Raw genomic sequence first — 25,236 nt, 5'->3', positions numbered from 1 at the left:
TAACCGCTGTAACCTTCCGGCTGTTAAAATAACTGGAATAACGGCACCCGGCATAACAATTACAACTTGTAACCACCCTTACAACTAATTTTATTAATTTCGTAGCCTCATACGCGTAATTAATAAAATGGACTACCAATTTAAAGATATAGAGAAAAAGTGGCAAAAGTTTTGGGCTGATAATCAGACCTTCAAGGCCGACGATGCAACCACAAAACCCAAATATTATGTGCTGGATATGTTCCCTTATCCGTCAGGTGCGGGGCTTCATGTTGGCCACCCGCTGGGCTATATTGCTTCTGATATTTTTGCGCGTTATAAAAGGCTTAAAGGCTTTAATGTATTGCACCCTATGGGGTATGACAGCTTTGGTCTGCCGGCCGAGCAATATGCTATACAAACCGGGCAGCATCCTGCCATTACTACCGAAGCTAATATTGCGACCTACCGCCGCCAGCTGGACCAGATAGGTTTTTCTTTTGACTGGAGCCGTGAAGTGCGCACCAGCTCGCCCGATTATTATAAATGGACGCAGTGGATCTTTATGCAGTTGTTTAACAGCTGGTACAATAAGGATGCTGATAAAGCAGAATCTATATCCAAACTGGTGAGCCATTTTGACCAAAACGGATCAGCGGGTATAAATGCCGTTTGTGATGATGAAATAACAAGCTTTACCGCTGCCGGATGGAAAGCCATGAGCAACCGGGAGCAGCAGGCCGAACTGTTAAAATACCGCCTTACCTACCTGCGCGAAAGCACCGTAAACTGGTGTGCCGCCCTGGGTACCGTACTAGCTAACGACGAGGTAAAAGATGGCTTTAGCGAGCGCGGCGGATACCCTGTTGAACAGAAGAAGATGATGCAGTGGAGCATGCGCATTACCGCCTATGCCGACCGGCTGTTGAAAGGCCTGGATACCATTGACTGGCCGGAGCCTTTAAAAGAAATGCAAAGAAACTGGATAGGGAAAAGTGTAGGCGCTTTGGTTAAATTTCAGCTTGAGAAAGAAACCAATCTGCAATCGTTAACCTCCGGTAAGTATATTGAGGTTTTTACCACCAGAGCAGATACCATTTTCGGAACCACATTTTTAGTGCTGGCTCCAGAACATGAGCTGGTAGCATCGTTAACAACTCCTGAGCAAAAGGGTGATATTGAAGCCTACATAGCGCAGGCGAAAAAGAAATCGGAACTGGAACGGATGGCTGATGCCAAAACCGTATCAGGTGCGTTTACCGGCAGTTTTGCCATAAACCCGGTTAACGGCGAGAAAGTACAGATTTGGATTGCTGATTACGTTTTAGCTGGCTACGGTACCGGAGCAGTTATGGCCGTACCATCAGGCGATCAGCGCGATTATTTGTTTGCAAAGCATTACAATTTGCCAATAATCCAGATTATCGATCAACAAAAAATAGAAACCGAAGCAGACCCTACCAAGGAAGGGTATTACGTTAATTCAGGCTTTATTAATGGTTTAACTTATAAAGAAGCAACCGCTGCCGTTATTGCAAAACTGGAGGAAATTGGCGCAGGCAAGGCAAAAGTAAACTTCAGGATGCGTGATGCCATATTTGGCCGCCAGCGCTATTGGGGAGAACCCGTGCCGGTTTATTTTAAGGATGACCTTCCCCACCTGATTGAAGAAAAGGACCTGCCTTTGGTATTGCCCGAGGTGGATAAATACCTGCCTACTGAAGATGGTGAACCACCATTAGCCAGGGCTAAAGAATGGAATTACAATGGTTCTGAATATGAACTAAGCACCATGCCGGGCTGGGCAGGATCAAGCTGGTACTGGTACCGCTATATGGATGCCCGTAACGATAATGCATTTGCATCGAAGGAGGCTATAGCCTACTGGAAAGATGTAGATCTTTATATTGGCGGCAGCGAACATGCTACCGGGCATTTGCTTTACAGTCGTTTCTGGAACAAGTTTTTGAAGGATCTTGACCTTGTAGTTGAGGAGGAACCTTTCAAAAAGCTGATTAACCAGGGGATGATCCAGGGAAGATCAAACTTTGTGTACCGTTTAATTGATGAGGAAGGCCGCGGCACCAATACCTTTGTTTCGCACGGATTAAAAAATCAATACAAGACATCTGACATTCACGTGGATGTGAATATTGTTGAGAATGAAATATTGGATATAGACAAGTTTAAGACATGGCGACCGGAATTTGAGGATGCCGAATTTATACTTGAAAATGGCAAATATATCTGCGGTGTTGAAGTCGAAAAGATGTCAAAACGGTACTACAACGTAGTTAATCCCGATGATATTGCAACGCGTTACGGCGCCGATACTCTGCGGATGTACGAAATGTTTTTAGGCCCGCTGGAGCAAAGCAAGCCATGGAATACCAATGGCATTGAAGGTGTGTTTAAATTTCTGCGGAAGTTTTGGAGGCTGTTCCACAATGATGCATGGGAGTTCAGCGTATCAGCCGGCGAACCTTCAAAAGCGGAACTTAAAGCCTTGCACAAGATCATTCGCAAGGTGGAGGAAGACGTGGAGCGCTTTTCGTTCAATACTTCTGTTTCCAGCTTTATGATAGCCGTCAATGAACTCACCGACTTAAAGAGTAATAACAAAGCCATTTTGCAGGATATGGTTGTTATCCTCTCGCCCTATGCACCGCACATCTGCGAAGAGTTGTGGACCTTGCTGGGTAACGAAGCCGGGACGCTTTCTTACACCGTATTCCCTAAGTTTAACAGCGCTTATTTAGTGGAGGATGAGTACGCTTATCCGATCTCTATTAACGGAAAAACTAAAATGAACCTCAATATTTCACTAAGCCTGGAGCCGAAGGATATAGAGCCGTTTGTTTTAGCCAACGCCGATGTGCAAAAATACCTGGATAACAAAACTCCTAAAAAGGTAATTGTTGTTAAGGGACGTATTGTAAATATTGTGTTATAGCTATATCCAAAAATGCCTGGTTTATTTTGACACCCGCTATAAATGTGAGGCGTCAAAATAAATTGGTGTATGGCGGATTGGGGCGGGGGTACTTGTGAATGATCTAAACGAATTGCAACCGTAATAATACCCCGTATAAATGCCCAAATCTTTAATGTCAGCTGAACCCCATGAGAAAAGCAAACTATTCGGTTTAGATCACCTCAGGGCGTTTGCCATTACCTTCGTCGTATTTTTCCACTACCAGTTTTTCGGTCACCCCGGCTGGGTTAACATCATAGCCAGCTTTGGGTGGACGGGGGTTGACCTGTTTTTTGTATTGAGCGGTTTTTTAATTGCAGGGCAGCTTTTTGCCACGGTTGCTAAGGGAGAAGCCATTCCCATGCGGGCGTTTTTTATCAAACGGTTTTTCAGGATAATTCCCCCGTATTTATTGGTGCTTGTTCTTTATTTTTCATTCCCGCTTTTAAGGGAATGGGGGCATCCATCACCTCTATGGCGCTACCTTACCTTCACCTTAAACTTCGGACTTGATCTGAAGCAATACGGCACATTCAGTCATGCATGGTCGCTATGTGTGGAGGAACAGTTTTACCTGGTGCTGCCATTGTGTTTTTGGTGGTGTGTGCGCTTCAAAACCGGGAACAAGATAATCTGGGTTTTCCCTGCCTTATTTGTGGCCGGCTTTGTGATCCGCCTTTTTTGCTGGTACTATTTAATGGTACCAAAGCTTGGTACCGACGCTTTCGGGGCGGCCTGGAACAAGTTTATCTATTATCCAACCTATAACAGGCTCGATGGATTACTTACAGGGGTAGCCATAGCCGGCTTATTTACCTTTTATCCCCGTGTTAAAACTCACGTCAACCAGTTCAGCAATGTTTATATGCTTGGAGGACTGGTGTTGTTAGTGCCGGCTTATTTTGCAGGTACCCCTTTTCAAAGCTTTAGCAACTCCATATTCGGATTTCCGATGGTTGCTATAGCATACGGTATAATAGTGGCAGCCATGATATGTCCTGCCAACATACTTTATAAAGCCAAATCGGTTGTTACGTCACAACTGGCAACCTTATCGTACGGTATCTATCTCTCGCACAAAATAGTGATCCACGTTACGCAAGCGCAATTGACAAAAGTTGGGGTGGACAGGGATAGTAATTTGATGATGATCTGTAGTATGGCTGCGGTGGTAACAGGAGCGCTGCTGATGAGATATTTGGTTGAAAAACCGGCGCTAAGGTTAAGGGACAAGGTATTATTAGGGCGGTTGGCAAAAAAAGACGTTGTCAGGCCAATTGTATCCAGTTAAAAAAAACCGGCAAAGGCAATTAATGTAAGTTTGCCGATGGATGCTTTTACTCTTCTTCCTTCTTTTCTTTTACTATCACAAACACATCCTCGTTATCCTTTTTCATCAGGTACTTTTCGCGGGCGAATTTCTCCAGTTTTTGCGGATTTGAGGTAAGTTCGTCCAGGTCTTTCGCTACCTTTTCAGTTTCTTTCTGGTAAAAATCGCGTTCCTGCTCCAGTTTGTTCACTTCCTGGTGATATTGGTATTGAGAGAAAAGGTCATTCTTATCAAAGAAGATCATCCATACCAAAAAAGCCATAGAGATTAAAAAGTATTTGTTTTTAACCAGGTTGATCAGGCGTCTCATTTGCAGTAAAGTTAAAAATTTCATCTAAAGCTATTTAAAAAGCACCGGGAATGCAAATATGGTTATCAACTTGTTAACATGGGGTATTTTAGTTATAAAAATTGTAAATGTTTTAGGCAACCTGCAGCAGCAGATACTATAACCTAAAACATTTACAACGCTATATAATTAAAATTAATCTCTTCGTGCGCTCCGATTGCCGCCGCGGCTTGCACCACTCATGCCGCTGCCGCCCGAGGTTTTACCGCTTGCACCACGACCACGATCGGCCCTGCCGAAACTGCGCCCGCGTTGCTGGCCGCCACCGCCGCCTTTCTTTTGGCCTTCAGCATGTTTTGCAACTATGCTTTGCGGGCTCATAGGGTAGGGGTGTCCTTCCTCAACCGGGATCTCTTTTGCAATCAGCTTGTGGATATCTTTTAAGAATTCAATTTCTTCCTGGTCGCAAAACGTTAATGCTATGCCACTGGCTCCGGCACGGCCGGTACGGCCAATACGGTGAACATACGTTTCAGGAATGTTTGGGATCTCGTAATTAATAACGTGCGTAAGCTCGTCAATATCAATACCCCGCGCTGCAATATCCGTTGCAATTAACACCCGGGTAGTGCGATTTTTAAAGTTTGTTAATGCACGCTGCCGGGCATTCTGTGATTTGTTACCGTGAATAGCCTCGGCAGTAATGCCTATGCGTACCAGGTCTTTCACCACCTTATCGGCTCCGTGTTTGGTGCGGGTAAATACCAGTGCGGTTTTTATCTCTTTATCTTTCAATATATGAGCAAGCAACGCTCTTTTGTCGTTCTTTTCAACATAGTAAAGCGCCTGCTGTATGGTATCTGCAGTTGATGAAACCGGGGTAACTTCAACTTTTTCAGGCTTATTCAGTATGGTATCTGCAAGCTGCTGGATTTCTTTTGGCATGGTGGCCGAAAAGAATAACGTTTGCCTTTTGGCAGGCACTTTAGCAATAATCTTTTTAACATCATGTACAAAACCCATGTCAAGCATGCGGTCGGCTTCATCCAGTACCAGCATTTTAATATGGTCCAGGTGAACATACTTCTGGTTCATCAGGTCCAGCAAACGGCCGGGGGTAGCTACTAAAATATCAACGCCTCTTCTTAAGGCTTCGGTTTGCGGGTTTTGATTAACACCGCCAAATATTACCAGGTGTTTTAAGCCGGTGTGTTTGCCGTACGCGGCAAAGCTTTCGTTAATCTGGATAGCCAGCTCGCGGGTTGGGGTTAATATAAGGGCCTTTATTGTTTTTTGTTCTTTGTGCTGCAGCCTGTCCTGGTATAATAACTGTAAAATAGGAATAGCAAAGGCAGCTGTTTTGCCGGTACCGGTTTGTGCGCAACCCAGCAGGTCGCGGTTTTGTAATACAATAGGTATGGCTTGTTCCTGTATGGGGGTGGGGGTTGTATAACCCTCGGTTTTTAGAGCCCGTAAAATCGGCTCAATTAATTTTAAATCTTGAAATAACATGTAATATTTTTAATATATGTGCTAACGCGGTTGCATAAGCGGATCTGAAGAGTCGTCTGATAAATCAAAACCGTAAGCTAACGGGTAATTAAGCGCAAAGATACGCTTTTAAACTAAGATTTGTACAAATAGCCGATTATAGGAGTTTGGAGTGACGGAAATTAGTCGCACAAGTACCTCGCTAAGCTTGCCGTTCCTCCACCGTGGGTTCCGTAATAAGCGCATCGGGCTTCTTAAAAATGGCATGAAACACAAGGATGATCATCCCCAGCATAATAGATACATCGGCCACATTGAAGATGCCCGTTTGGAAGTAACCAAAGTTAATGTGCATAAAATCGGTAACGGAGCCATATCTTATCCGGTCATAAATATTCCCGAAACCGCCGCCAACAATCAGGATGACGCTGAATAAGGTGGTGCGCGTAAGCTCCGTCGTTAAGACAAAAACAAGTCCGCCAATTACCGCCAGCAGCGGCAACAGGTTAAGCAGTACCATTTTTACCGGGGAAGACAGGTTATTGCCCACACTTAAAAATGCGCCTGTATTTTCAACCTTTAATAAGGTGAAATGATGGTCAAGAAAAGTAACCTGGTCATAATATTGCAGCTTTTGCCGTGCAATGGATTTGGAAACCTGGTCGCAGCCTATGGTAACGCTTAGCAACAGCAGGATAACAAGAATTTTTAAAAGACTCTGAGCTTTCATGAATTGGTTTGCTTCCGTTATTGTAACAAATAACTTACAGAAAGTAAATTTAGTGTATAAAAACTATAATCGCCAAAAATAACTTACCGGGCTTGTTTAAAAAAGAGTAAAGCCGACCAGCATTTATTAAGCGATGCCTTAGAATTGCCCGATTTTATTATCTTTAAGCAGCAAACTGATCAGCATGAAAAAAACTTTACTCTTTCTGTTATTCATCTTTAATATTTTCCTTTTGCGTGCACAAAACGGCACGCAGCCCATAACGGTTACGGATCTCACTAAGATCGTTCAGCTTGGCACGGCATCCTTTTCACACAATGGGAAATGGGTGGCATTTGTAACCAAATCAATAGTTGCAGATGATGATAAGAAAAACGAATATGCCTATCACACAAGGGTTTGGCTGGTTCCTGCTGATGGCAGCGAGGCTCCGCGGCCGTTAACTGCAGAAGCCACCAACGGCAGCCAGCCGGTATGGTCTGCCAATGATGATCAGATTGCCTTTGTGCGGACAGTGAAAAGCAAATCGCAAATTTTCCTGCTCTCCCTGAAAGGAGGCGAGCCGGTCCAGGTCACGGCTGATAAATATGGAGCAAGCTCCCCGCAATTTTCGCCTGATGGCAAAAAGATCTTATACTCGGTTGGCTTATCTTATACCGAATTACTGAAAGATTCTGTGCTGAACCCCAACCGCGGCGTTCCGGCCTGGCCTGTGGAGAAGCCTGGTTTCAAAGCTAACCTACCCCAGTCAAAAGCCAAACAAAATGCCGATGGCAGCCTTGATGAGATCCGCGCCTTTTTAGCGCAGGATGAAGCAGACAACAAGGTAAAAACCTTTAACAAACTTAATTTTGAAGGCGAGGCTACTACCGAGCCTGAATTCAGCTTTAACCATTATTTTATTACCGATGCCAAACCGGGTTCAAAGGGGATGGCATTAACGCACGGTTTTCAAAATTATAACGGGGCAGTGTTTACACCGGATGGTAAGACCATTATTTTATCTGCGGGCGCTGATAGCCTGACTAACCCTGACCGCACCAGGGTAACAGCTATTTACAGCATGCCGGCTGCCGGTGGCGCACTAACACCTTTAATAAAAGAAGCAGGAATGTCATTGAGTAATGGTGAGGTTTCGCCGGACGGAAGGTACCTGGTTTACCAGGCCGGTAAAGAGATGACCATCAGTATTTCACAATTACTGATCTACGACTTTAAGGACCCGGCTAAAAGGATTAGTATTCCTGTGGACAGGGTTATAACCGGTACAGTATGGTCGGCAGACAGCAAGTATTTGTATTTCACCGCACAATCCAACGGTAGTGCACCGGTTTACAAAGCAAGCGTAAGTAACCCTAAACCGGTTATGCTTGGAACTTTTGATGAAGGATTGGGCAATTTGGATGTAAGCAAAAAACAGCTGGTGTATGTTAAAACCGAAGTTGCCAACCCATTTGAATTGTATGTAAGCGATTTAAACGGTAAAGAAGAGAAGCGGTTGACCTCATTTAACGCCGACTGGATAAAAGATAAAAAACTAAGCTTCCCGGAGAAGAAATATTATACTAATAGCAAGGGCTTGAAGGTGGAATATTGGGTAATGAAACCCACAAACTTTGATCCTAATAAAAAATACCCGGTAATGCTGCAGATCCACGGTGGGCCAACTGCCATGTGGGGGCCGGGCGAGAATACCATGTGGCACGAGTTTCAATATTTTTGTGCTAAAGGATATGGTGTGGTTTACGCAAACCCGCGTGGTTCCGGCGGCTACGGGATTGATTTTACCAAAGCAAATTACCAGGACTGGGGCGATGGACCCACCGAAGACGTGCTGGCCGCCCTTGACGGCGCCTTAGCCGAAGGCTGGGGAGACAGCAAGCAAACAGTGGCTACAGGTGGTTCTTATGCAGGTTATTTAACCGGCTGGCTTGCGGGGCATACCAAGCGCTTTGCAGCTATATCATCACAGCGCGGCGTGTACGATCTGACTACATTTTTTGGTGAGGCCAATGCCTGGACACTGGTGCCGGTATATTTTGGCGGCTACCCCTGGGAAGAGCATACACGGGCAGTTTTAGCTAAGGAGTCGCCTTTTACTTATGTAAATAATATAACCACTCCATACCTGATCATCCACGGTGAAACTGATTTGCGGACAGGGATTGTGCAGGGCGAGATGATGTATAAGGCTTTAAAAGTATTAAACCGCCCTGTGGAATATGTACAGCACCCGGGCGGGACCCATGAGCTGGTACGATCAGGCAATGTAAGGCAGCGGATAGACCAGATGCTGCGCATCTATGAGTTTTTTGAACGGTATATAACACATTGATCTCCAATAAAACAGGCTGCCCTTTTGAGACAGCCTGTTTTTATTATTGTTAAAGTTGAACTCAATCAACCACTCACTTAATCAACCCAATCAACTATTTCTTTTTAAAATACTTGAAGTTTTTACCGATAAACTTAGCGCTTTCGCCTAATTCTTCTTCAATACGTAATAACTGGTTGTATTTAGCGATCCTGTCTGAACGTGATAATGAACCGGTTTTTATCTGGCCGCAATTTAAGGCAACTGCAAGATCAGCAATGGTTGAATCTTCAGTTTCGCCTGAACGGTGGCTCATTACCGAAGTATAGCCATTAGTTTGGGCCAAAGTTACCGCGTTGATAGTTTCGGTTAAAGTACCTATCTGGTTAACTTTTACCAGGATAGAGTTAGCCGTGTCTTCATCAATACCTCTTTGTAAACGTTTTACATTGGTAACAAACAAATCATCACCCACTAACTGTACTTTACTGCCAATTTTGTCGGTTAATAATTTCCAGCCTTCCCAATCATCCTCAGCCATACCATCTTCAATAGAGATAACAGGGTATTTTTCAGTTAATTGAGCAAGGTATTCAGCTTGTTCGGCACTGGTGCGGATAGCACCTTTTTCGCCTTCAAACTTTGTATAGTCGTATTTACCGTCTTTGTAAAATTCAGATGCCGCGCAATCAAATGCAAGGCAAATATCTTCACCTGGTTTAAATCCGGCTTTTTCAATCGCTTTTAAAATGGTTTCAACACCATCTTCGGTACCTTCAAAAGTTGGTGCAAAACCGCCTTCATCACCAACGGTGGTTGTAAGGCCGCGGTCATGTAAAATCTTTTTAAGGTTATGGAAAACTTCAGTACCCCATTGTAACGCTTCAGAAAAAGAAGAAGCACCAACCGGCATGATCATGAATTCCTGGAATGCGATAGGGGCATCAGAGTGTGAACCGCCGTTAACGATGTTCATCATCGGGATAGGCAGCGTGTTAGCATTTACACCACCAATGTAGCGGTATAAAGGCTGGCGGCTTTCCTGTGCGGCAGCTTTGGCAACAGCTAATGAAATACCTAAAATGGCATTTGCACCTAATTTGCCTTTGTTTTCTGTACCGTCAAGTTCGATCATTAAGGCATCGATACCATTTTGGTCAAAAACATCAACGCCCTGTAATTCCTTGGCAATAACATCATTTACGTTAGCAACGGCCTTAAGTACGCCTTTACCCATGTAAACAGATTTATCATTGTCGCGAAGTTCAACAGCTTCGTGTACCCCTGTTGATGCACCTGAAGGTACAGCAGCACGGCCTAAAGCACCATTTTCTGTTAAAACATCTACTTCAATAGTAGGATTACCACGCGAATCAAGGATCTGGCGGGCATGGACATCAATTATTAAGCTCATTTGATTGGTAATTAGTAAATAAAAACAACTTAGTGTTAAATGTACACTAATTTAATATAGTTTTCAAATATACAACTTCAATCAAATAAGTGTAAAGATTATTAAATGATTTAACCAATTATTGAATGATTTCACCGATTGGTAACAGGAAATTAACACAAATTTGGGTTGTACGCCAGGTTGAGGGAGATGTTTTCGTCAAGCAGTAATATCCATTTTTTAAGTTATTTTAGCCTTTGGTGAAATTGAAATCATGGAAACCTATTTTCACATAGTTTAAAACTTATTTATGATTTACGTTAACGGGAGGCTTAAGCTGATAACTATTATTATATTATTCCTTTTTAGTAATGCGGTAAAAGCGCAGGTCCCTTTAATTGAAAATGCTATTGATAAACTGGATAGCTATAAAAGTTTTAGCTATCAATATGTTTATAAGCAAAAAGAGGTGTTCAGCGATCCTTTAATAATAAACGAGAAATTTGTTTTATTAAAAGTTCCTGAAGATAAGGAAACAGGCTATTTTTTTAAACATGAAAACATGTTCGGTGATATGAAACTTCCGGCGATAGACCTGTATAAAGGGAAAAGCTTGATATTATTAAACCTAACAGATAGCACTTACGATATATCAAAAGGACAGGTACAGGTTTTTTCAGGATCATTACCTGGTGAATTAAATTGGATAAAAACGTTCTTAAAGAAAAAGCCCTCTGCAATTATACACTTAAGTGATACTGTATATAACGCTATTAACAGTTATCATTTAATTATTAATACCAAAGACACCACTATCAACAAGGAGCATCTGTTTGTACGGATACATTTGTTTATCAATAAATTAACGGGTTTGCCTGTTGGTAAAGTTACCAGGGCGAGGACAGCTGATTTTGGAAAGGAAGCCACCAACTACTATACCGAAGAAAGTTATTTTAATTATAAGATTAACCAGGATGATATTAATCCGGATTCTTTTGCAATACCTGCAGGTTTTCATCCGCCTAAAGAAAAAACAAAAGCAGAAATAATTTTATCGACACCATTAGTTGCAGGTACGATGGCACCCGATTTTACCTTACACGATACTGATGGTAAAAAGATGTCATTAGCACAAATGAAAGGAAAAATTGTATTAATGGATTTTTTCTTTATTGGCTGCGGTGCTTGTATGCGCGCCCTGGCACCATTGGATAGGCTCCACGAAAAATATAAAAATAAGAACTTTATAATGCTAAGTATTAGCGACAGAGACGGCAAAAAATCACTCGCGGCATTCAAAAAAATTCAGCGCATAAAAAACCAAATGTATCCTAATGGCGGCGATGTGACTAAATTATATCATGTTACAGCCGGCCCTACTTTTTATGTTATCGATCCGAATGGAAAGATAGCAAGTGTTATAATTGGGTATCCTGACGATTTTGAAAATAAAATGTCAGCTATAATTAACAAATTATTACATTAAACTATCAATAAATGTAATACCAGGATAATTTTGAAATAGGAAGTTCGACTATTGACCTCATTTTATTCCCACCTAAACGTTTTAACAGCCACCGCATAGATCACAATAAACCAGATGCCCAATATCATTAGCTGATGGGTTACATCGCCAAGGCCGGCCCCTTCAAATGCTACTTCGCGCATGGCATCGTTAAGGTAGGTTAGCGGGAGCATTTTACTGATGGTTTGCAGCCATGCCGGGAATGCGGTTACCGAGAAAAATGTACCCGACAATAAAAACTGCGGCATGGTGATGATGTTGGAAATAGGGGGTACGCTGCTTTCGTTTTTGGCAATGCCCGATATAACGAAGCCGAAGCCCATAAAAATAATAAGCCCTATGGATGCCAGTACTAGCATATTCAGTACCGTTACAACACCGTGGATGAGCGTAAAGCCAAACCAATAATGCCCAACCAAAATAATAAACACAGCTCCAAGTAGTGAAAATACCAGCCTTGCCAAAGCCTCGCCCAAAACAATGCTGGATTTTTTTACAGGAGTAGCAAAGAAACGTTTAATAACCAGCGTTAGCCGCAGGCTTAAAAACACAAAGGCCGTACCAAATACCCCGCTGCTTAGCAGCGAGAAGCCCAGCATGCCCGGCAGCAGAAAATCGATATATTTATACTCCCTGCCTTTAATAGTGGTTGAACGTACTTCAGCAACCGCAGGCGGGGCGTTATTTCCATAACTGTTAATTTGATAGGTTAGCGTGGTTAAAAGGGTTTTAAATACACTGCCCTTTTGCGCCGATGCATTTGAATATTGTACGTTAAGCGTATAAGGCGGGCGGGTGTTGTTTTTTTGGATATCAATTATCGCCGCAATATCGCCCCGTGAAAGGCTGGTAGCCATTTCGGTGGTTGTTTTGCTGGTTATTAAATGTACCAGCGGATTTTTTTTCAATGCGCTGTACACTGGCCCAGTTGTATCGCAGGTTTTTGCTACAGCTACATCAACCGAGATCCCGCTACCACCAATGTTGGCAAATACCACGATGAATATTAGCGGGAAAGCCAAACTAAACACCACTGCCGAGGGGCTACGGGTGATGGAGCGGAAACTGGCTTTGGCAATAGCCATGGTTGCTTTAAAATTGCTGTATTTTTTTTGTTGGTTCATTAGTTTACTGGTTCAACAGGTTGTTCATAGTTAATGGTGCATAGTTCATAGCAGAAAGTCGGTTGTTTTGTTAGTGCCGGTGAGCTTACTGCCAACTGCACACTCAAAACTGTCAACTTTTTCCTACCCTTCCCGCCATTCCTTGCCGGTCATGTTTATAAAAACGTCTTCGAGGTTGGCCAGCTTAACTTGTTTTTTTCGCTCGAAGCCCGATGCTACAAGCTCATCAATAAAATGGTTGGGGGTATCAATACCTATAATGTGCCCGCCATCAACAAAGGCTACACGGTCGCAAAGCTCTTCGGCTTCATCCATGTAGTGGGTGGTAATTACCACGGTAGTGCCAGCATCGCGTATCTCGCGGATCAAATCCCACAAGTTGCGGCGTGCCTGCGGATCAAGCCCGGTAGTGGGCTCATCCAAAAATATGATGCGCGGGTTGTTGATCAGGGTAGTGGCTATTGAAAAACGTTGTTTTTGGCCGCCTGAAAGGTCTTTATATTTTGCTTTCGCTTTATCTGTGAGCGCTACTTTTTCCAGCATCTCCAGCGGTGTTTTTTCAATGCCGTATAAACCGCAAAAAAGGCTGATGAGCTCAGACAGGTTTAGGTTTGGGTAATAACCTGCGGCCTGCAGCTGCACGCCTATGATCTGTTTGATACTATCGGCATCTGTCTCAATGTTAAAACCATCAACAGTGATCTCGCCGCTTGTTTTGTCACGCAGGGTTTCAATTACCTCCAGGGTGGTGGTTTTACCGGCACCGTTAGGGCCCAGCAAACCAAAGATCTCGCCCTCGTAAACTTCAAAGCTAATTCCCTTTACGGCGTTAAAGTCGCCGTAGTTTTTAACCAGGTTTTTTACTGTAATTATAGGTTTTTCTGCCATGCTGTAAAAATGCAACGGATTAATGAATTATCAATGAGTTTTTAAAGTAAAATATAAACCCCTCCTGTTTAAAGAGGGGTTTGAATACCAGTTATCCGGCGCTTTTTGCAACATTTTATCATAATTTTATTAACTGATCAAATGACCGATGGAATGCATGATGGATACTAAATTTTCGGCAGCTTTTACAGCCAGGTGGATAAGTTGTATTGCAAGTATTGTTTTCATAACAAGGATTGATTTATGGCTCAAAATTGCTATCAGAATGGCCTTTTGCATAGCAATATTAGGCGAACTGCGGTAAAATGTCGGTGAATTGTTGGGGCATGGCGATGAATATCGTCGAAATTTAGGCGGGCACTAAAACTATCGGCAGAATATCCATACCTTTAGGGAACGAGATTTTTCAACCTGTAAACACCTTAAAATAAGCCCATCATGAAAATTACGCTACTTTTTTTTGCTTGCGCAATTGCGTTATCGTCCTGCCAGATGTCTGTTAAAAAAACGATAGGGGATGATTCAGCAACCAACAAAACCTATACCGTGCCCGAGGACAGTGCCATTACAAAAGCTGTGCACGATGCCTATGCCGCCATTAGTTTTAAAGAAGGGGAAAAGCCGCGGTACAGCGAAGTCCCCAATTATTTCGTTCCCCATGTACAGTTCATAAATTTCCGTACGGATACTGCACAGATTTTCAACATGAAACAGTTTGAAGACCTGTTTAAAAGCTTTTTGGCTGAAACCAATACACACATGTTTTATGAAGAGGAAATATTTGGCCGCACCGAACAATTTGGCAAGGTAGCGCAACGGATTAGTACCTATGTTACCTACCTTAACACAAGAGATAAGCCAGCGGAACGCGGCGTAAACAGCTTCCAGCTTATAAAAACGCCAAAAGGGTGGAAAGTATCGAGCATTATTTGGGATGTGGAGAAACCCACGCTGAAGGTGCCGGAATATTATTTGAAGAAATAACAATAATTACAATATTTGGGATTTGAACAAACAGGAGACGCAAAATGTTGCGTTTCTACGTTTTTTATTCCCGCTCCATTAAACTATAAACTTCCTGCATGTAAACGGCCTGGTCCATTGCGGCGTGAAAGTTTTCCCATTGTTCGGTGGTAAAGGTAAGCTGTAGATCGTTAACGGGGGTGCGCATTACAATCCGCTCCTGGCCATCGGGAAAGGGAAACGAATGTGAGGTAAATTCCAGCTCCTCTGCAAAGTTTTTAAACTCAATAAATTGCCCGGTTGAAAAACTCATGATGAAATTGTTGTGCCAAATAAAAATGCAACGGCATTCTGCACACCTGCTGATCACGGATTCTCCTACCTGGCTTAATACTTTGGTGTCGCACATAGTGATGTAAATTAATTTGTGCCTGCCCTGTACAATGTCTTTTTTCACAGGAGCATTTTAAACAGGGCAGGACTTTGGATCTTTAACTCCTTATTAAGTAGTCTGCTATTACTTTGCGGGTTTCTTTTTTGTTTTTCTCTGTATCCCATTTTTCTTTTGCCGACTGGTCGGCAAGGGCAAATAACTTTTCGTACAACGGTTTGCCATTTATTTTGCCCTGCAGTTTCAGTACAGTCTGCCCGCTGTAAATTTCATCCCATACCTGCCGCACGGCGGTCCAGTACGGTTGCTGCTTTTTCCACCAGCTTTGTGCAAAGGCAAATTTGGCGGTATCAACGTGGGTAAACTCTTCATAGCCTTTCTCTCTTACCAAAACCCTGTCGCTATTATCTGTTCTTACAACTTTTTTATTGTCCTGTTCAAACATCCAACCGGTAGGAGTAAGGTAAATCCGGTTTCCGCGTTGCAATACATTATAATCGCCACGTTTGGTAAACTCCCTTCGTGGCAGCGGCGAATCGCAATCACTTTGCCATTGGTGTTTCCCGTCAACATGCACCCAGGTGCCAATACTTTCGTAACGCGGCCCATCATCCACCTGGAAAACCTTTTGCACCCAGCGCCCTTTTACATCGGCATCATTTAGCCTAACGTTTGCCCAGGTATTATCTTTATTAAATTTTAATAACTGCGCTTCTTCGTAAACCCAATCTTCGCGCCAGTGTTTAATAACAGCACTATCGCCGGTTAACAGCAAATGCTGGATCACTATCTTGTTTTTGGAATCCTGTTCAATAACTGCCATTTCGTAACCGCTTGCATGGTAACGGGGATAAAATTTGTAACCCGTATCGGCCGTAAACGTTTCGGCATAGTCAAAAGTTACTTTGTAAAAACCGCCAAGGGAAAGGATGGCTTTCCTGTCTTCATCAAACTTAGTTTGCGCTTTTAGCGTTTGCTGAAATGTGATTAGCAGGATAATAAGATAAGTGGCTTTTTTCATTATATCGTTTTAGAGTTGCTGCAAATAGTTGAACAGGAGCAAAGTAAAACCTTATTTAGAATAAATCCAAATAAAAATAAAAAAGATTTATGATCAGGCACTTAAAAGCATGTAACATAAAAAAGCCTTACAAATTTGGTTTGTAAGGCTTTTTTATATCGTAAAGACTCAATATTTGTGTCTCCTTTATAATTAATTATCTCCAGACGCAAAGTATTGCGTCTCTACAGGGGTTATTTCATCAACTCAATAAAGTCATCAAACAAATACCTGCTATCATGCGGGCCGGGAGATGATTCAGGGTGATATTGTACCGAGAAAGCTTTTTTACCCTTTACGCGGATACCTTCTATTGATTGATCGTTAAGGTTAACGTGGGTAATCTCTACCTTGTTCGAAGCTCTCACCGCTTCAGGCACTACACCAAAGCCATGGTTTTGCGAAGTTACTTCACAATGATTGATGATGATATTTTTTACGGGGTGGTTTAAGCCGCGATGGCCGTTAAACATTTTTATGGTTGGGATGTCATTTGCCAGCGCCAGTAACTGGTGACCAAGACAAATACCGAACATAGGCTTTTCAGATGCCAATACTTTTTTAACTGTTTCAACAGCATAAGGCATGGCCGACGGGTCGCCTGGGCCATTGGAGATAAAATAACCGGCAGGGTTAAAATCTTTCTCCATTTCCTCGAACGTTGTTTTTGCGGGGAATACTTTTGCGTAAATATCGCGGTCGTCAAAGTTGCGCAGGATGTTTTTCTTTACACCCAAATCAAGCACGGCTACCCGGTAAGTTGCATTTTCATCGCCAAAGGTGTATGATTCAGTAGTTGAAACCTTTGAGGAAAGCTCCAGCCCGTCCATTGAGGGTACTTCGGCCAGTTTTGCTTTCAGTTCTTCAAGATCCAGCACCTCTGAAGAGATAACGGCATTCATTGCACCTTTATCGCGGATGTGCCTTACCAGCTGGCGGGTATCAATATCAGAAATGCCAACAATATTTTGTTCCTGGAAATAGTCCTGGATAGATTCATCCGCCTGTTTGCGGCTGTATGCGATGTTGTAGTTTTTACAAACAAGGCCGGCAATCTGGATCTGGTTTGATTCAACTTCCTTGTCGGCAATACCATAATTACCGATGTGTGCATTGGTGGTAACCATGATCTGCCCGAAATAAGAGGGATCAGTAAAAATTTCCTGGTAGCCGGTCATGCCGGTATTAAAGCAGATCTCGCCGGTGGTGGTTCCCATTTTGCCGGCAGCTTTACCATAAAAAACAGTTCCGTCAGCCAGTAATAATACCGCAGGTAATTTGGTGAAATAAGTCATTGATCAAAAAAATTGAATGGTTAAAAAGCCGGTTTGCCTGGTGCGGCGCTCCGTGAAAACAGACCGAAATATTGAAGTGGGTTACTTCCTGATTCACGCTGCAAAGATAGGAAATGATTTCGGAAGTCGGAAGTTCGATTTTGGATTTTTTTGAATGAAAGCTATTGAACTGTTTACAGTAAAAATAAAAATTTACCTGCTCAATAATCCTGAACCTGGACATTGTAAAAGGAAGGGCCTTACCGCATGCCTTTGAAAAGCAAAACAATCATGAAAAATTCGAAATATCTCTTATACATTTGCACATCAAACCATAACCCATGTCAATTCATAAAGAGGTTAAAAGAATTACAACGCATATTCTGCAGGAAATGAAAAGCCGCGGCGAAAAGATCGCTATGCTTACGGCCTATGATTATTCAATGGCGGCCATAGTGGATGAAGCCGGGGTAGATATTATATTGGTAGGCGATTCGGCATCAAATGTAATGGCCGGTCATGAAACCACGCTGCCGATCACGCTCGACCAGATGATCTATCACGCGTCATCCGTTGTTCGTGCGGCTAAAAGAGCATTGGTTATTGTCGATCTGCCTTTCGGGTCGTACCAGGGCAACTCAAAAGAGGCACTTAATTCGGCTATCCGCATCATGAAAGAATCTGGCGCGCATGGCGTAAAAATGGAAGGCGGCGTTGAAATTGCTGAGTCGATAAGCCGCATTCTTACCGCCGGCATCCCGGTGATGGGGCATTTGGGTTTAACACCACAGTCTATTTATAAATTCGGAACATACACCGTGCGGGCAAAAGAAGAGGCCGAAGCACAGAAGTTACGCGAAGACGCTTTGAAACTGCAGGAACTGGGTTGTTTTGGCGTAGTGCTTGAAAAAATTCCGGCCCTGTTAGCCAGACAGGTAAGCGAAAGCCTGAACATCCCAACGGTGGGTATTGGCGCCGGCCAGCATTGCGACGGGCAGGTACTGGTGATCCACGATATGCTGGGCATTAACAAAGGCTTTTCACCACGATTTTTGCGTAAATATGCTGATTTGCACCAGGTGATGAACAGCGCCATAAAAAGTTACGTTAACGATGTAAGGGCTAAAAACTTCCCGAACGAGAAAGAGGAGTATTAGGGGAAAAGTCCATGGTCGATAGTCCATAGACCATGGCGGGAAAGGAAGTCCATGGTCGATAGTCCATAGACCATGGTAGGAAGGAAAGTCCATGGTCGAAAGTCCATAGACCATGGTGGGAAGGAAAGCTCATGGTCGATAGTCTATAGGTGGAAAAGCTCAGGAATTGATACCATGGTCTTTCGTCTATGGTTCATCGGCTAAAAACAAATTACAATGTCCAAAGTCAATATTAAATATATCAACCACGAAATAACTGATGCCGATATCCTTTATGAGGATAATCATTTAATTGCGGTTAATAAGCGCGCAGGCGATATTGTGCAGGTGGATGATACGGGCGACGAATCGCTGGATGAAAAGGTAAAAAAATACATTGCCAAAAAGTATAATAAACCCAATGGTGCGTTTTTGGGTGTGGTGCACCGGCTGGACAGGCCCGTTAGCGGCGTTATTCTTTTCGCAAAAACCAGCAAGGCGCTCGAGCGGATAAACGCCATGTTTAAAGGCCGCGAAATGCATAAAACTTATTATGCCGTGGTGCGCAACAGGCCGCAGCCCGAAGCAGGTAACCTGGTGCATTGGCTGGTGAAAAACCCGCAAAAAAACGTGACCAAAGCACATGACCGCGAGGTTGCCGGCAGCCAGCGTGCGGAATTGAATTATAAATTAGTAGGCGAGCTTAATGGTTATTATTTGCTGGAAGTTGACCCGATAACCGGCCGCCCGCACCAGATCAGGGTGCAGCTGTCAACCCTGGGCTGTCCTATAGTGGGTGATAATAAATATGGTTACCCCCGTGGCAGCCTGCGTAAAAGCATTTGCCTGCATGCCCGCAAACTGGAATTTACCCATCCCATAAAAAAAGAACCTATCCGGATTATTGCGCCCGTGCCGCATGATGGTTTTTGGGAACGGTTTGAAGATATGATGGTGGGGGAGTAGTTACAAAGTTTATTTTAAATCCCTTACAACCCCAGCACCTGCCGCCAGATCCTTTCATCTACAAAAACGCCTTCTTTTAAACTCTTTTCCCTGGTTTTCAAAGTGTTTTCGCCTGGATAGGCTATAGCGCCGCCTTCATGTTCAGGCCTGCTGGTTTTAGTATAGTTAATGATCTCTTCAATAACCTGTTCGGTATAAGCATTGCTTTCGGGTTTTATACAGATGAACACCTGCGAAACGCCCGATTCCTGTTCGCTTTGGGTAATTTTTGCCGTTGAATTGCCCTCGCTCAATACCGCGGCCAGCAGATCGAGCACTAACGATAGCCCGGAGCCTTTCCAAAAGCCAACCGGCAATAGTCTTTTTGATTCCAGTATTTCGGCGGCGTTGGTACTCAAATTACCTGCTTTGTCATATCCGCCCGGCAGCGGCAGCGCTTCACTATTGTTTTTATATTGATTTAGCTTACCCACGGAATATTGGGAAACAGCCATATCCAGCACCACATGCCCACCTCTTCGCGGGACTGCGATAACCAGCGGGTTGTTGCCCAAACGCGGGTCTATACCACCCCATGGGGGCAGGTTGGCTATGGTGTTGGTAAAGCAGATCCCTATAAGGCCGGCATTGGCAGCCTGCCAGCCATATGTTCCGGCCCGCATCCAGTGGTTGGTGTTTTTAAGGGCGATGCAGCTTATCCCGTTCGCTTTGGCCAATGTAATGGCCCTGTCCATACAAAAGCGGGCGTTTAATATCCCAGGCCCTAAATTGCCGTTCCAGCGTTCCAAAGCTCCAAACGCAGCTTCTGCTGTTGGCCCGGCACCCGGTTTTACAAGTCCCTGTTTTACAAACTCAACAAAAACAGGGAAACGGTTTAAGCCATGCGTATAAACCCCGTCGCGGCTGTTCTCCGCAAAAATAGTAGCACAAAGGTTTGCTTTTTCCCCGCTGAAATTTAACGAAAGCAACACCCGCTCAAATTCTGATTGTAGTTTATTAAATGTAACGCGCATAGGGTAAAGTTAGAAAGTAAAAATGGAACCTTACTGATTTATACTTAAAGAACCATTTCAGTACTTCGCGTGTTCCATACTTTCGGGCTGCCTGCATAATAATTTGAGCTTAAAAGCAGTTATACTAACTCCCGTGCTGTTAATACAGCCGGAATTTTTATTTTTGCGGATATATTCCTGATGAAAAAAAAATACTTGTTGCTGTTATTGGTTGTGGTTGCGGGCTTTATAGTTAACTCCTGTAAAAAAACCGGTCAAAACCCTATAGAAACGCTTTTTACCGGCGGTACCTGGCAACTGGCATCTATCGAGATCACCCAATACACAGGCAACACCCAGATTTCCGATACGACCATAAACGATACCTGTTCACAATTTTTTACGTTTAAAACCGACTTTACGTGTACGTATGCAAATTTTAACTGCTTCTCGCAGCCGGTTTCATCAGGTAAATGGTCACTTACGCCTAATAAGCTTTTTTTAATGGCCGATATGACCTGCGATAGTACTTCCACGTTATCGGTTAAGCCGTTTATCAACGCGCAGATCATCAATCTTGGCCAGTATTCAATGGTACTTAACACCGGCGATATAGCACCCAATTACTCCCTTACCCGGCCCCGTAAAATTGTGAAGTACGGGTTTATCCGGCAAAAAATCTCAGGCGCTAACTAACGCGTTATTGTAATTTATTTAACAGGCAAATCAGGTAATTAAAGATTTAAAAATGGCTTAATTGCTGTACCGGCAAACAATTGTTGTGGTTAAAATCTTATATTTGGGCAGTTGTAAGGGTTGTTTTCCTGACGATAAATTATTTTAGGCGATAGGTTAACGGATAAGATTATTTCATCACCACAAAAAGTACCGGATTTTAATGAAAAAAAGAATTGCCATTTTTGCTTCAGGTTCAGGATCAAATGCTCAAAAAATTATGGAGTATTTTAAACGCAATGCCGAGGCCGAAGTTGTATTAGTGCTGACCAATAACCCACAGGCTTACGTTTTACAAAGGGCCGATAATTTTGAGGTGCCTTCACATATTTTTACCCGGAAAGAGTTTTATGAAACCGACGATGTGATCAGGCTGCTTAAAAACCTGCAGGTTGACCTGATTGTGCTGGCTGGTTTTTTATGGCTGGTGCCGGTATCATTATTAACGGCATTTCCTAACCGCATTATAAACCTGCACCCTGCATTGCTGCCGAAATACGGCGGTAAAGGTATGTACGGCGATCATGTACACAAAGCGGTGCTTGCCGCTAAAGAAGAAGAATCGGGCATTACCATTCATTTTGCAAGCGACCAGTTTGACGAAGGCGAGATCATACACCAGTCGAAATTTAAAATTGAACCCGACGATAACCTGGAAGTTGTGAAATTTAAAGGCCAGCAGTTGGAACACCAGCACTTCCCAAAAGTGATTGAAAGTTTGCTGAAGAAAATGAAGAGTTAATTTTTAGTGATCGGCGGTTAATTAATTGGAGATTAAATGCCAGATGGGAATAGGAAGATTTGTTGCTGATCTTGAAAAAGCTCATTTCTGAATATAAAAGTTTTACATCCTATAAGTTTTTTAGGTATAAAATGGGAATGATAAAAAAGTTAAAAAAAACTAAGTTCCAATCCTTAATCTCTAATCACTAATTCCTACCTTTGCGGCTCAAAAAACTTCCTGTAAATGAGCGAGTCAGTGCAAATAAAGAATGCTTTAATTTCTGTTTACTACAAAGACAATTTAGAGCCGATAATCAATGAGTTAAACCGCCTTGGCGTTAATATATATTCAACCGGTGGAACGGAAACTTTTATCCGTAACCTGGGTGTTAATGTGATCCCGGTTGAGGATCTTACTTCTTACCCGTCCATATTGGGCGGTCGTGTTAAAACACTGCATCCCAAAGTGTTTGGCGGTATTTTGGCTCGAAGAAACTTCGAAGGAGATGAGCAGCAGCTGGCACAATTTGAAATCCCTGAAATTGATTTGGTGATAGTTGATCTTTACCCGTTTGAAGAAACGGTAAAATCAAATGCCGAAGAAGATGAGATCATTGAAAAAATTGATATTGGTGGTATTTCGCTGATCCGCGCAGCAGCAAAAAACTTTAAAGATGTAGTGATAGTTGCTTCAAAAGCCGACTACCCGGTGCTGGAAGACCTGCTGAAAACGCAGGGTGGCACAACCACTATTGATCAGCGCCGTGCATTTGCGCACAAGGCCTTCAATATTTCATCAAACTACGATACCGCTATCTTTAAATACTTTAACCAGGAAGAGCCGTTGCCGGTTTTTAAAGAAAGTATTCAAACCAGCCAGGTTTTACGTTACGGCGAAAACCCGCATCAAAAAGGTACTTTCTATGGCGATCTTGATGCCATGTTCACCAAGCTGAACGGCAAAGAGCTGTCATACAATAATCTGGTTGACGTTGATGCTGCCGTGGCTTTGATTGATGAATTTACCGAGCCTACCATTGCTATTTTAAAGCACACCAACGCCTGCGGTATTGCATCGCGCAATAACATTAAAGATGCATGGGTTGATGCTTTGGCCTGCGATCCGGTTTCGGCATTTGGCGGCGTTATAATTGCCAATGGCGAGGTTGACGCAGCAACGGCTGCCGAAATAGATAAAATATTTTACGAGGTTTTGATAGCTCCGGCATTTACCGATGAAGCCGTTGAAATACTAAAAGGCAAAAAGAACCGTATTATACTCATCCGCCAGGCGGTTCCATTACCTACCAAGCTGTTTAAAACGCTGCTGAATGGTGTAATTGAACAAGATAAAGACGCGGTTATTGAGGGGCCAGAGCAAATGACATCAGTTACAAAGAAACAACCTACCGAACAAGAAAAACACGACCTGTTTTTTGCCAACAAGGTAGTTAAACATACCAAATCAAACACCATTGTTTTTGCAAAGAACGGCCAACTGATGGCCAGTGGTGTAGGACAAACTTCGCGTGTTGATTCGCTGAAACAAGCAGTTATAAAAGCCGAAAGCTTTGGTTTTGATTTAAGGGGAGCGGTTATGGCATCTGATGCTTTTTTCCCTTTTCCTGATTGTGTTGAACTGGCTGCTGATGCCGGAATTGTGGCTGTTTTACAACCCGGCGGCTCAATAAATGACAAGCTTTCTGTTGAAATGTGCGATCAGAAAAACATTTCAATGGTAACTACCGGCGTACGCCATTTTAAACATTAATTAATTGAATAACTGTGCGGATTTATTCGCTTTAAATAGCTTACATTCGTAAAATTCGTGCCGTTATTACTAATTTTGAAGCTTATTTTTGAAATAACACCAAATGGGTCTATTTAACTTTTTTACACAAGAAATCGCCATTGATTTAGGTACCGCAAATACCCTCATAATACATAATGATAAAGTTGTTGTTGATGAACCGTCAATAGTAGCTTTTGACCGCACTACCAATAAAGTAATTGCCATAGGCCGCCAGGCAATGCAGATGGAAGGCAAAACACACGATAATATTCGTACCGTAAGGCCGCTTAAGGATGGGGTAATAGCCGACTTTAACGCTGCTGAGCACATGATCCGCGGGATGATCAAAATGATTAACCACGGTAAGGGCTGGTTCTTCCCGTCATTGCGGATGGTGATCTGTATTCCTTCGGGCATTACCGAAGTTGAAAAACGTGCCGTACGTGACTCGGCCGAGATTGCCGGGGCAAAAGAAGTCTACCTTATTCATGAGCCAATGGCTGCTGCCGTAGGTATTGGAATTGATGTTGAAGAGCCTATGGGTAACATGATTATTGATATTGGTGGTGGTACCACTGAAATTGCCGTTATCGCGCTGTCAGGGATCGTTTGCGATCAGTCTATCCGTGTGGCAGGTGATAACTTCGACTCTGATATAGTTCAGTACATCCGCCGCCAGCATAACATTATGATTGGTGACCGTACAGCTGAAAAAATTAAAATCGAGGTTGGTGCCGCATTGCCTGAACTTGCAGACCCGCCAACAGATTTTGCTGTACAGGGCCGCGATTTAATGACAGGCGTACCCAAGCAGATAATGGTATCTTATTCAGAAATTGCACACTGCCTTGATAAATCGATCTCGAAAATTGAAGAAGCGATTCTTAAAGCATTGGAGATCACCCCGCCGGAGCTTTCGGCAGATATTTATCAAACCGGTATTTATTTAACAGGTGGCGGCGCCTTGCTGCGCGGCCTTGATAAGCGTATTGCCGCAAAAACCAAATTGCCGGTTCACGTAGCCGAAGATCCGTTGCGCGCCGTAGTACGCGGAACAGGCACAGCCCTTAAAAATATTGGTAACTTTAAATTTTTAATGCAATAGTCTGGTGAGTGGGGAGTAGTGAATAGTGAGTGGTCTTTAATTTAAATCTTACTCAACTCATT

At 43.1% G+C, this 25,236-nt stretch carries 21 protein-coding genes; 11 read left to right on the top strand and 10 right to left on the bottom strand.

Annotation, left to right across the window (positions count from 1 at the left end; genetic code table 11):
• The first annotated feature begins 127 nt into the window (after positions 1-127).
• A complete protein-coding gene (gene leuS, locus MuYL_RS17800; RefSeq protein ID WP_094571840.1) occupies positions 128-2,932 on the top strand; it encodes a leucine--tRNA ligase in 2,805 nt (934 codons plus the stop codon).
• Between the two features lie 154 nt (positions 2,933-3,086).
• Positions 3,087-4,244: an acyltransferase family protein gene (locus MuYL_RS17795; protein ID WP_170309765.1), complete on the top strand. Its 1,158-nt coding sequence runs from the start codon at positions 3,087-3,089 to the stop codon at positions 4,242-4,244.
• Between the two features lie 46 nt (positions 4,245-4,290).
• Here MuYL_RS17795 and MuYL_RS17790 read toward each other — a convergent pair whose 3' ends face one another.
• The 3 genes from MuYL_RS17790 to lspA form a co-directional block, all read right to left on the bottom strand.
• Positions 4,291-4,593 carry an FtsB family cell division protein gene (locus MuYL_RS17790; RefSeq protein WP_094573013.1) on the bottom strand — a complete coding sequence of 101 codons (303 nt, stop codon included), beginning with the start codon at positions 4,591-4,593 and terminating at the stop codon, positions 4,291-4,293.
• A 174-nt stretch (positions 4,594-4,767) separates the two neighbouring features.
• Positions 4,768-6,084 carry a DEAD/DEAH box helicase gene (locus MuYL_RS17785; protein WP_094571838.1) on the bottom strand — a complete coding sequence of 439 codons (1,317 nt, stop codon included), beginning with the start codon at positions 6,082-6,084 and terminating at the stop codon, positions 4,768-4,770.
• Positions 6,085-6,265: 181 nt separating this feature from the next.
• Positions 6,266-6,793 (bottom strand): signal peptidase II, encoded by a 528-nt coding sequence (lspA, locus tag MuYL_RS17780; protein WP_094571837.1) that lies wholly within the window; start codon positions 6,791-6,793, stop codon positions 6,266-6,268.
• Positions 6,794-6,977: 184 nt separating this feature from the next.
• Here lspA and MuYL_RS17775 point away from each other — a divergent pair, with 184 nt between their 5' ends.
• Complete coding sequence (locus MuYL_RS17775) at positions 6,978-9,128, top strand: S9 family peptidase (protein WP_094571836.1); 2,151 nt, start codon at positions 6,978-6,980, stop codon at positions 9,126-9,128.
• Between the two features lie 94 nt (positions 9,129-9,222).
• Here MuYL_RS17775 and eno read toward each other — a convergent pair whose 3' ends face one another.
• On the bottom strand, positions 9,223-10,521 hold the full coding sequence (eno, locus tag MuYL_RS17770) for a phosphopyruvate hydratase (RefSeq protein ID WP_094571835.1): 1,299 nt from the start codon (positions 10,519-10,521) through the stop codon (positions 9,223-9,225).
• Positions 10,522-10,810: 289 nt separating this feature from the next.
• Between eno and MuYL_RS17765 the strand changes: the two genes are divergently transcribed.
• A complete protein-coding gene (locus MuYL_RS17765; RefSeq protein WP_094571834.1) occupies positions 10,811-11,986 on the top strand; it encodes a peroxiredoxin family protein in 1,176 nt (391 codons plus the stop codon).
• A 62-nt stretch (positions 11,987-12,048) separates the two neighbouring features.
• Here MuYL_RS17765 and MuYL_RS17760 read toward each other — a convergent pair whose 3' ends face one another.
• Both MuYL_RS17760 and MuYL_RS17755 read right to left on the bottom strand, forming a co-directional pair.
• Positions 12,049-13,149 carry an ABC transporter permease gene (locus MuYL_RS17760; RefSeq protein ID WP_094571833.1) on the bottom strand — a complete coding sequence of 367 codons (1,101 nt, stop codon included), beginning with the start codon at positions 13,147-13,149 and terminating at the stop codon, positions 12,049-12,051.
• A 123-nt stretch (positions 13,150-13,272) separates the two neighbouring features.
• Positions 13,273-14,037 carry an ABC transporter ATP-binding protein gene (locus MuYL_RS17755; RefSeq protein WP_094571832.1) on the bottom strand — a complete coding sequence of 255 codons (765 nt, stop codon included), beginning with the start codon at positions 14,035-14,037 and terminating at the stop codon, positions 13,273-13,275.
• A gap of 438 nt (positions 14,038-14,475) precedes the next feature.
• Between MuYL_RS17755 and MuYL_RS17750 the strand changes: the two genes are divergently transcribed.
• Positions 14,476-15,021 carry a hypothetical protein gene (locus MuYL_RS17750; protein ID WP_157740948.1) on the top strand — a complete coding sequence of 182 codons (546 nt, stop codon included), beginning with the start codon at positions 14,476-14,478 and terminating at the stop codon, positions 15,019-15,021.
• A 64-nt stretch (positions 15,022-15,085) separates the two neighbouring features.
• Here MuYL_RS17750 and MuYL_RS17745 read toward each other — a convergent pair whose 3' ends face one another.
• From MuYL_RS17745 to carA, 3 genes are all read right to left on the bottom strand, one after another.
• Positions 15,086-15,457 (bottom strand): DUF6686 family protein, encoded by a 372-nt coding sequence (locus MuYL_RS17745; RefSeq protein ID WP_094571830.1) that lies wholly within the window; start codon positions 15,455-15,457, stop codon positions 15,086-15,088.
• Between the two features lie 34 nt (positions 15,458-15,491).
• Positions 15,492-16,412 carry a DUF6607 family protein gene (locus tag MuYL_RS17740; protein WP_094571829.1) on the bottom strand — a complete coding sequence of 307 codons (921 nt, stop codon included), beginning with the start codon at positions 16,410-16,412 and terminating at the stop codon, positions 15,492-15,494.
• A 233-nt stretch (positions 16,413-16,645) separates the two neighbouring features.
• Positions 16,646-17,746, bottom strand: coding sequence for a glutamine-hydrolyzing carbamoyl-phosphate synthase small subunit (gene carA, locus MuYL_RS17735; RefSeq protein WP_094571828.1), 1,101 nt, complete (start codon positions 17,744-17,746; stop codon positions 16,646-16,648).
• Positions 17,747-18,066: 320 nt separating this feature from the next.
• On the opposite strand from carA, the gene panB reads away from it, so the two are divergent.
• Both panB and MuYL_RS17725 read left to right on the top strand, forming a co-directional pair.
• A complete protein-coding gene (gene panB, locus MuYL_RS17730; RefSeq protein ID WP_094571827.1) occupies positions 18,067-18,882 on the top strand; it encodes a 3-methyl-2-oxobutanoate hydroxymethyltransferase in 816 nt (271 codons plus the stop codon).
• A 216-nt stretch (positions 18,883-19,098) separates the two neighbouring features.
• Entirely contained in the window at positions 19,099-19,827 is a 729-nt protein-coding gene (locus MuYL_RS17725) for an RluA family pseudouridine synthase (RefSeq protein WP_094571826.1), read from the top strand.
• A gap of 23 nt (positions 19,828-19,850) precedes the next feature.
• Here MuYL_RS17725 and yiaK read toward each other — a convergent pair whose 3' ends face one another.
• Positions 19,851-20,840, bottom strand: a complete 990-nt coding sequence (yiaK, locus tag MuYL_RS17720) for a 3-dehydro-L-gulonate 2-dehydrogenase (RefSeq protein WP_094571825.1) — start codon at positions 20,838-20,840, stop codon at positions 19,851-19,853.
• A gap of 180 nt (positions 20,841-21,020) precedes the next feature.
• On the opposite strand from yiaK, the gene MuYL_RS17715 reads away from it, so the two are divergent.
• From MuYL_RS17715 to MuYL_RS17700, 4 genes are all read left to right on the top strand, one after another.
• Entirely contained in the window at positions 21,021-21,515 is a 495-nt protein-coding gene (locus MuYL_RS17715) for a hypothetical protein (RefSeq protein WP_094571824.1), read from the top strand.
• Between the two features lie 202 nt (positions 21,516-21,717).
• The gene (purN, locus tag MuYL_RS17710; RefSeq protein ID WP_094571823.1) at positions 21,718-22,296 is read left to right on the top strand and encodes a phosphoribosylglycinamide formyltransferase; all 579 of its coding nucleotides are present in this window, start codon (positions 21,718-21,720) and stop codon (positions 22,294-22,296) included.
• Positions 22,297-22,521: 225 nt separating this feature from the next.
• The gene (gene purH / locus MuYL_RS17705) at positions 22,522-24,048 is read left to right on the top strand and encodes a bifunctional phosphoribosylaminoimidazolecarboxamide formyltransferase/IMP cyclohydrolase (RefSeq protein ID WP_094571822.1); all 1,527 of its coding nucleotides are present in this window, start codon (positions 22,522-22,524) and stop codon (positions 24,046-24,048) included.
• Between the two features lie 103 nt (positions 24,049-24,151).
• A complete protein-coding gene (locus MuYL_RS17700) occupies positions 24,152-25,174 on the top strand; it encodes a rod shape-determining protein (RefSeq protein ID WP_094571821.1) in 1,023 nt (340 codons plus the stop codon).
• The last annotated feature ends 62 nt before the right edge of the window (positions 25,175-25,236 follow it).

This window comes from Mucilaginibacter xinganensis, from assembly GCF_002257585.1.
Lineage (GTDB): Bacteria > Bacteroidota > Bacteroidia > Sphingobacteriales > Sphingobacteriaceae > Mucilaginibacter > Mucilaginibacter xinganensis.
Note: the sequence above shows the minus strand (reverse complement) of the source record. Positions and strands in the feature narration are given on the sequence as shown.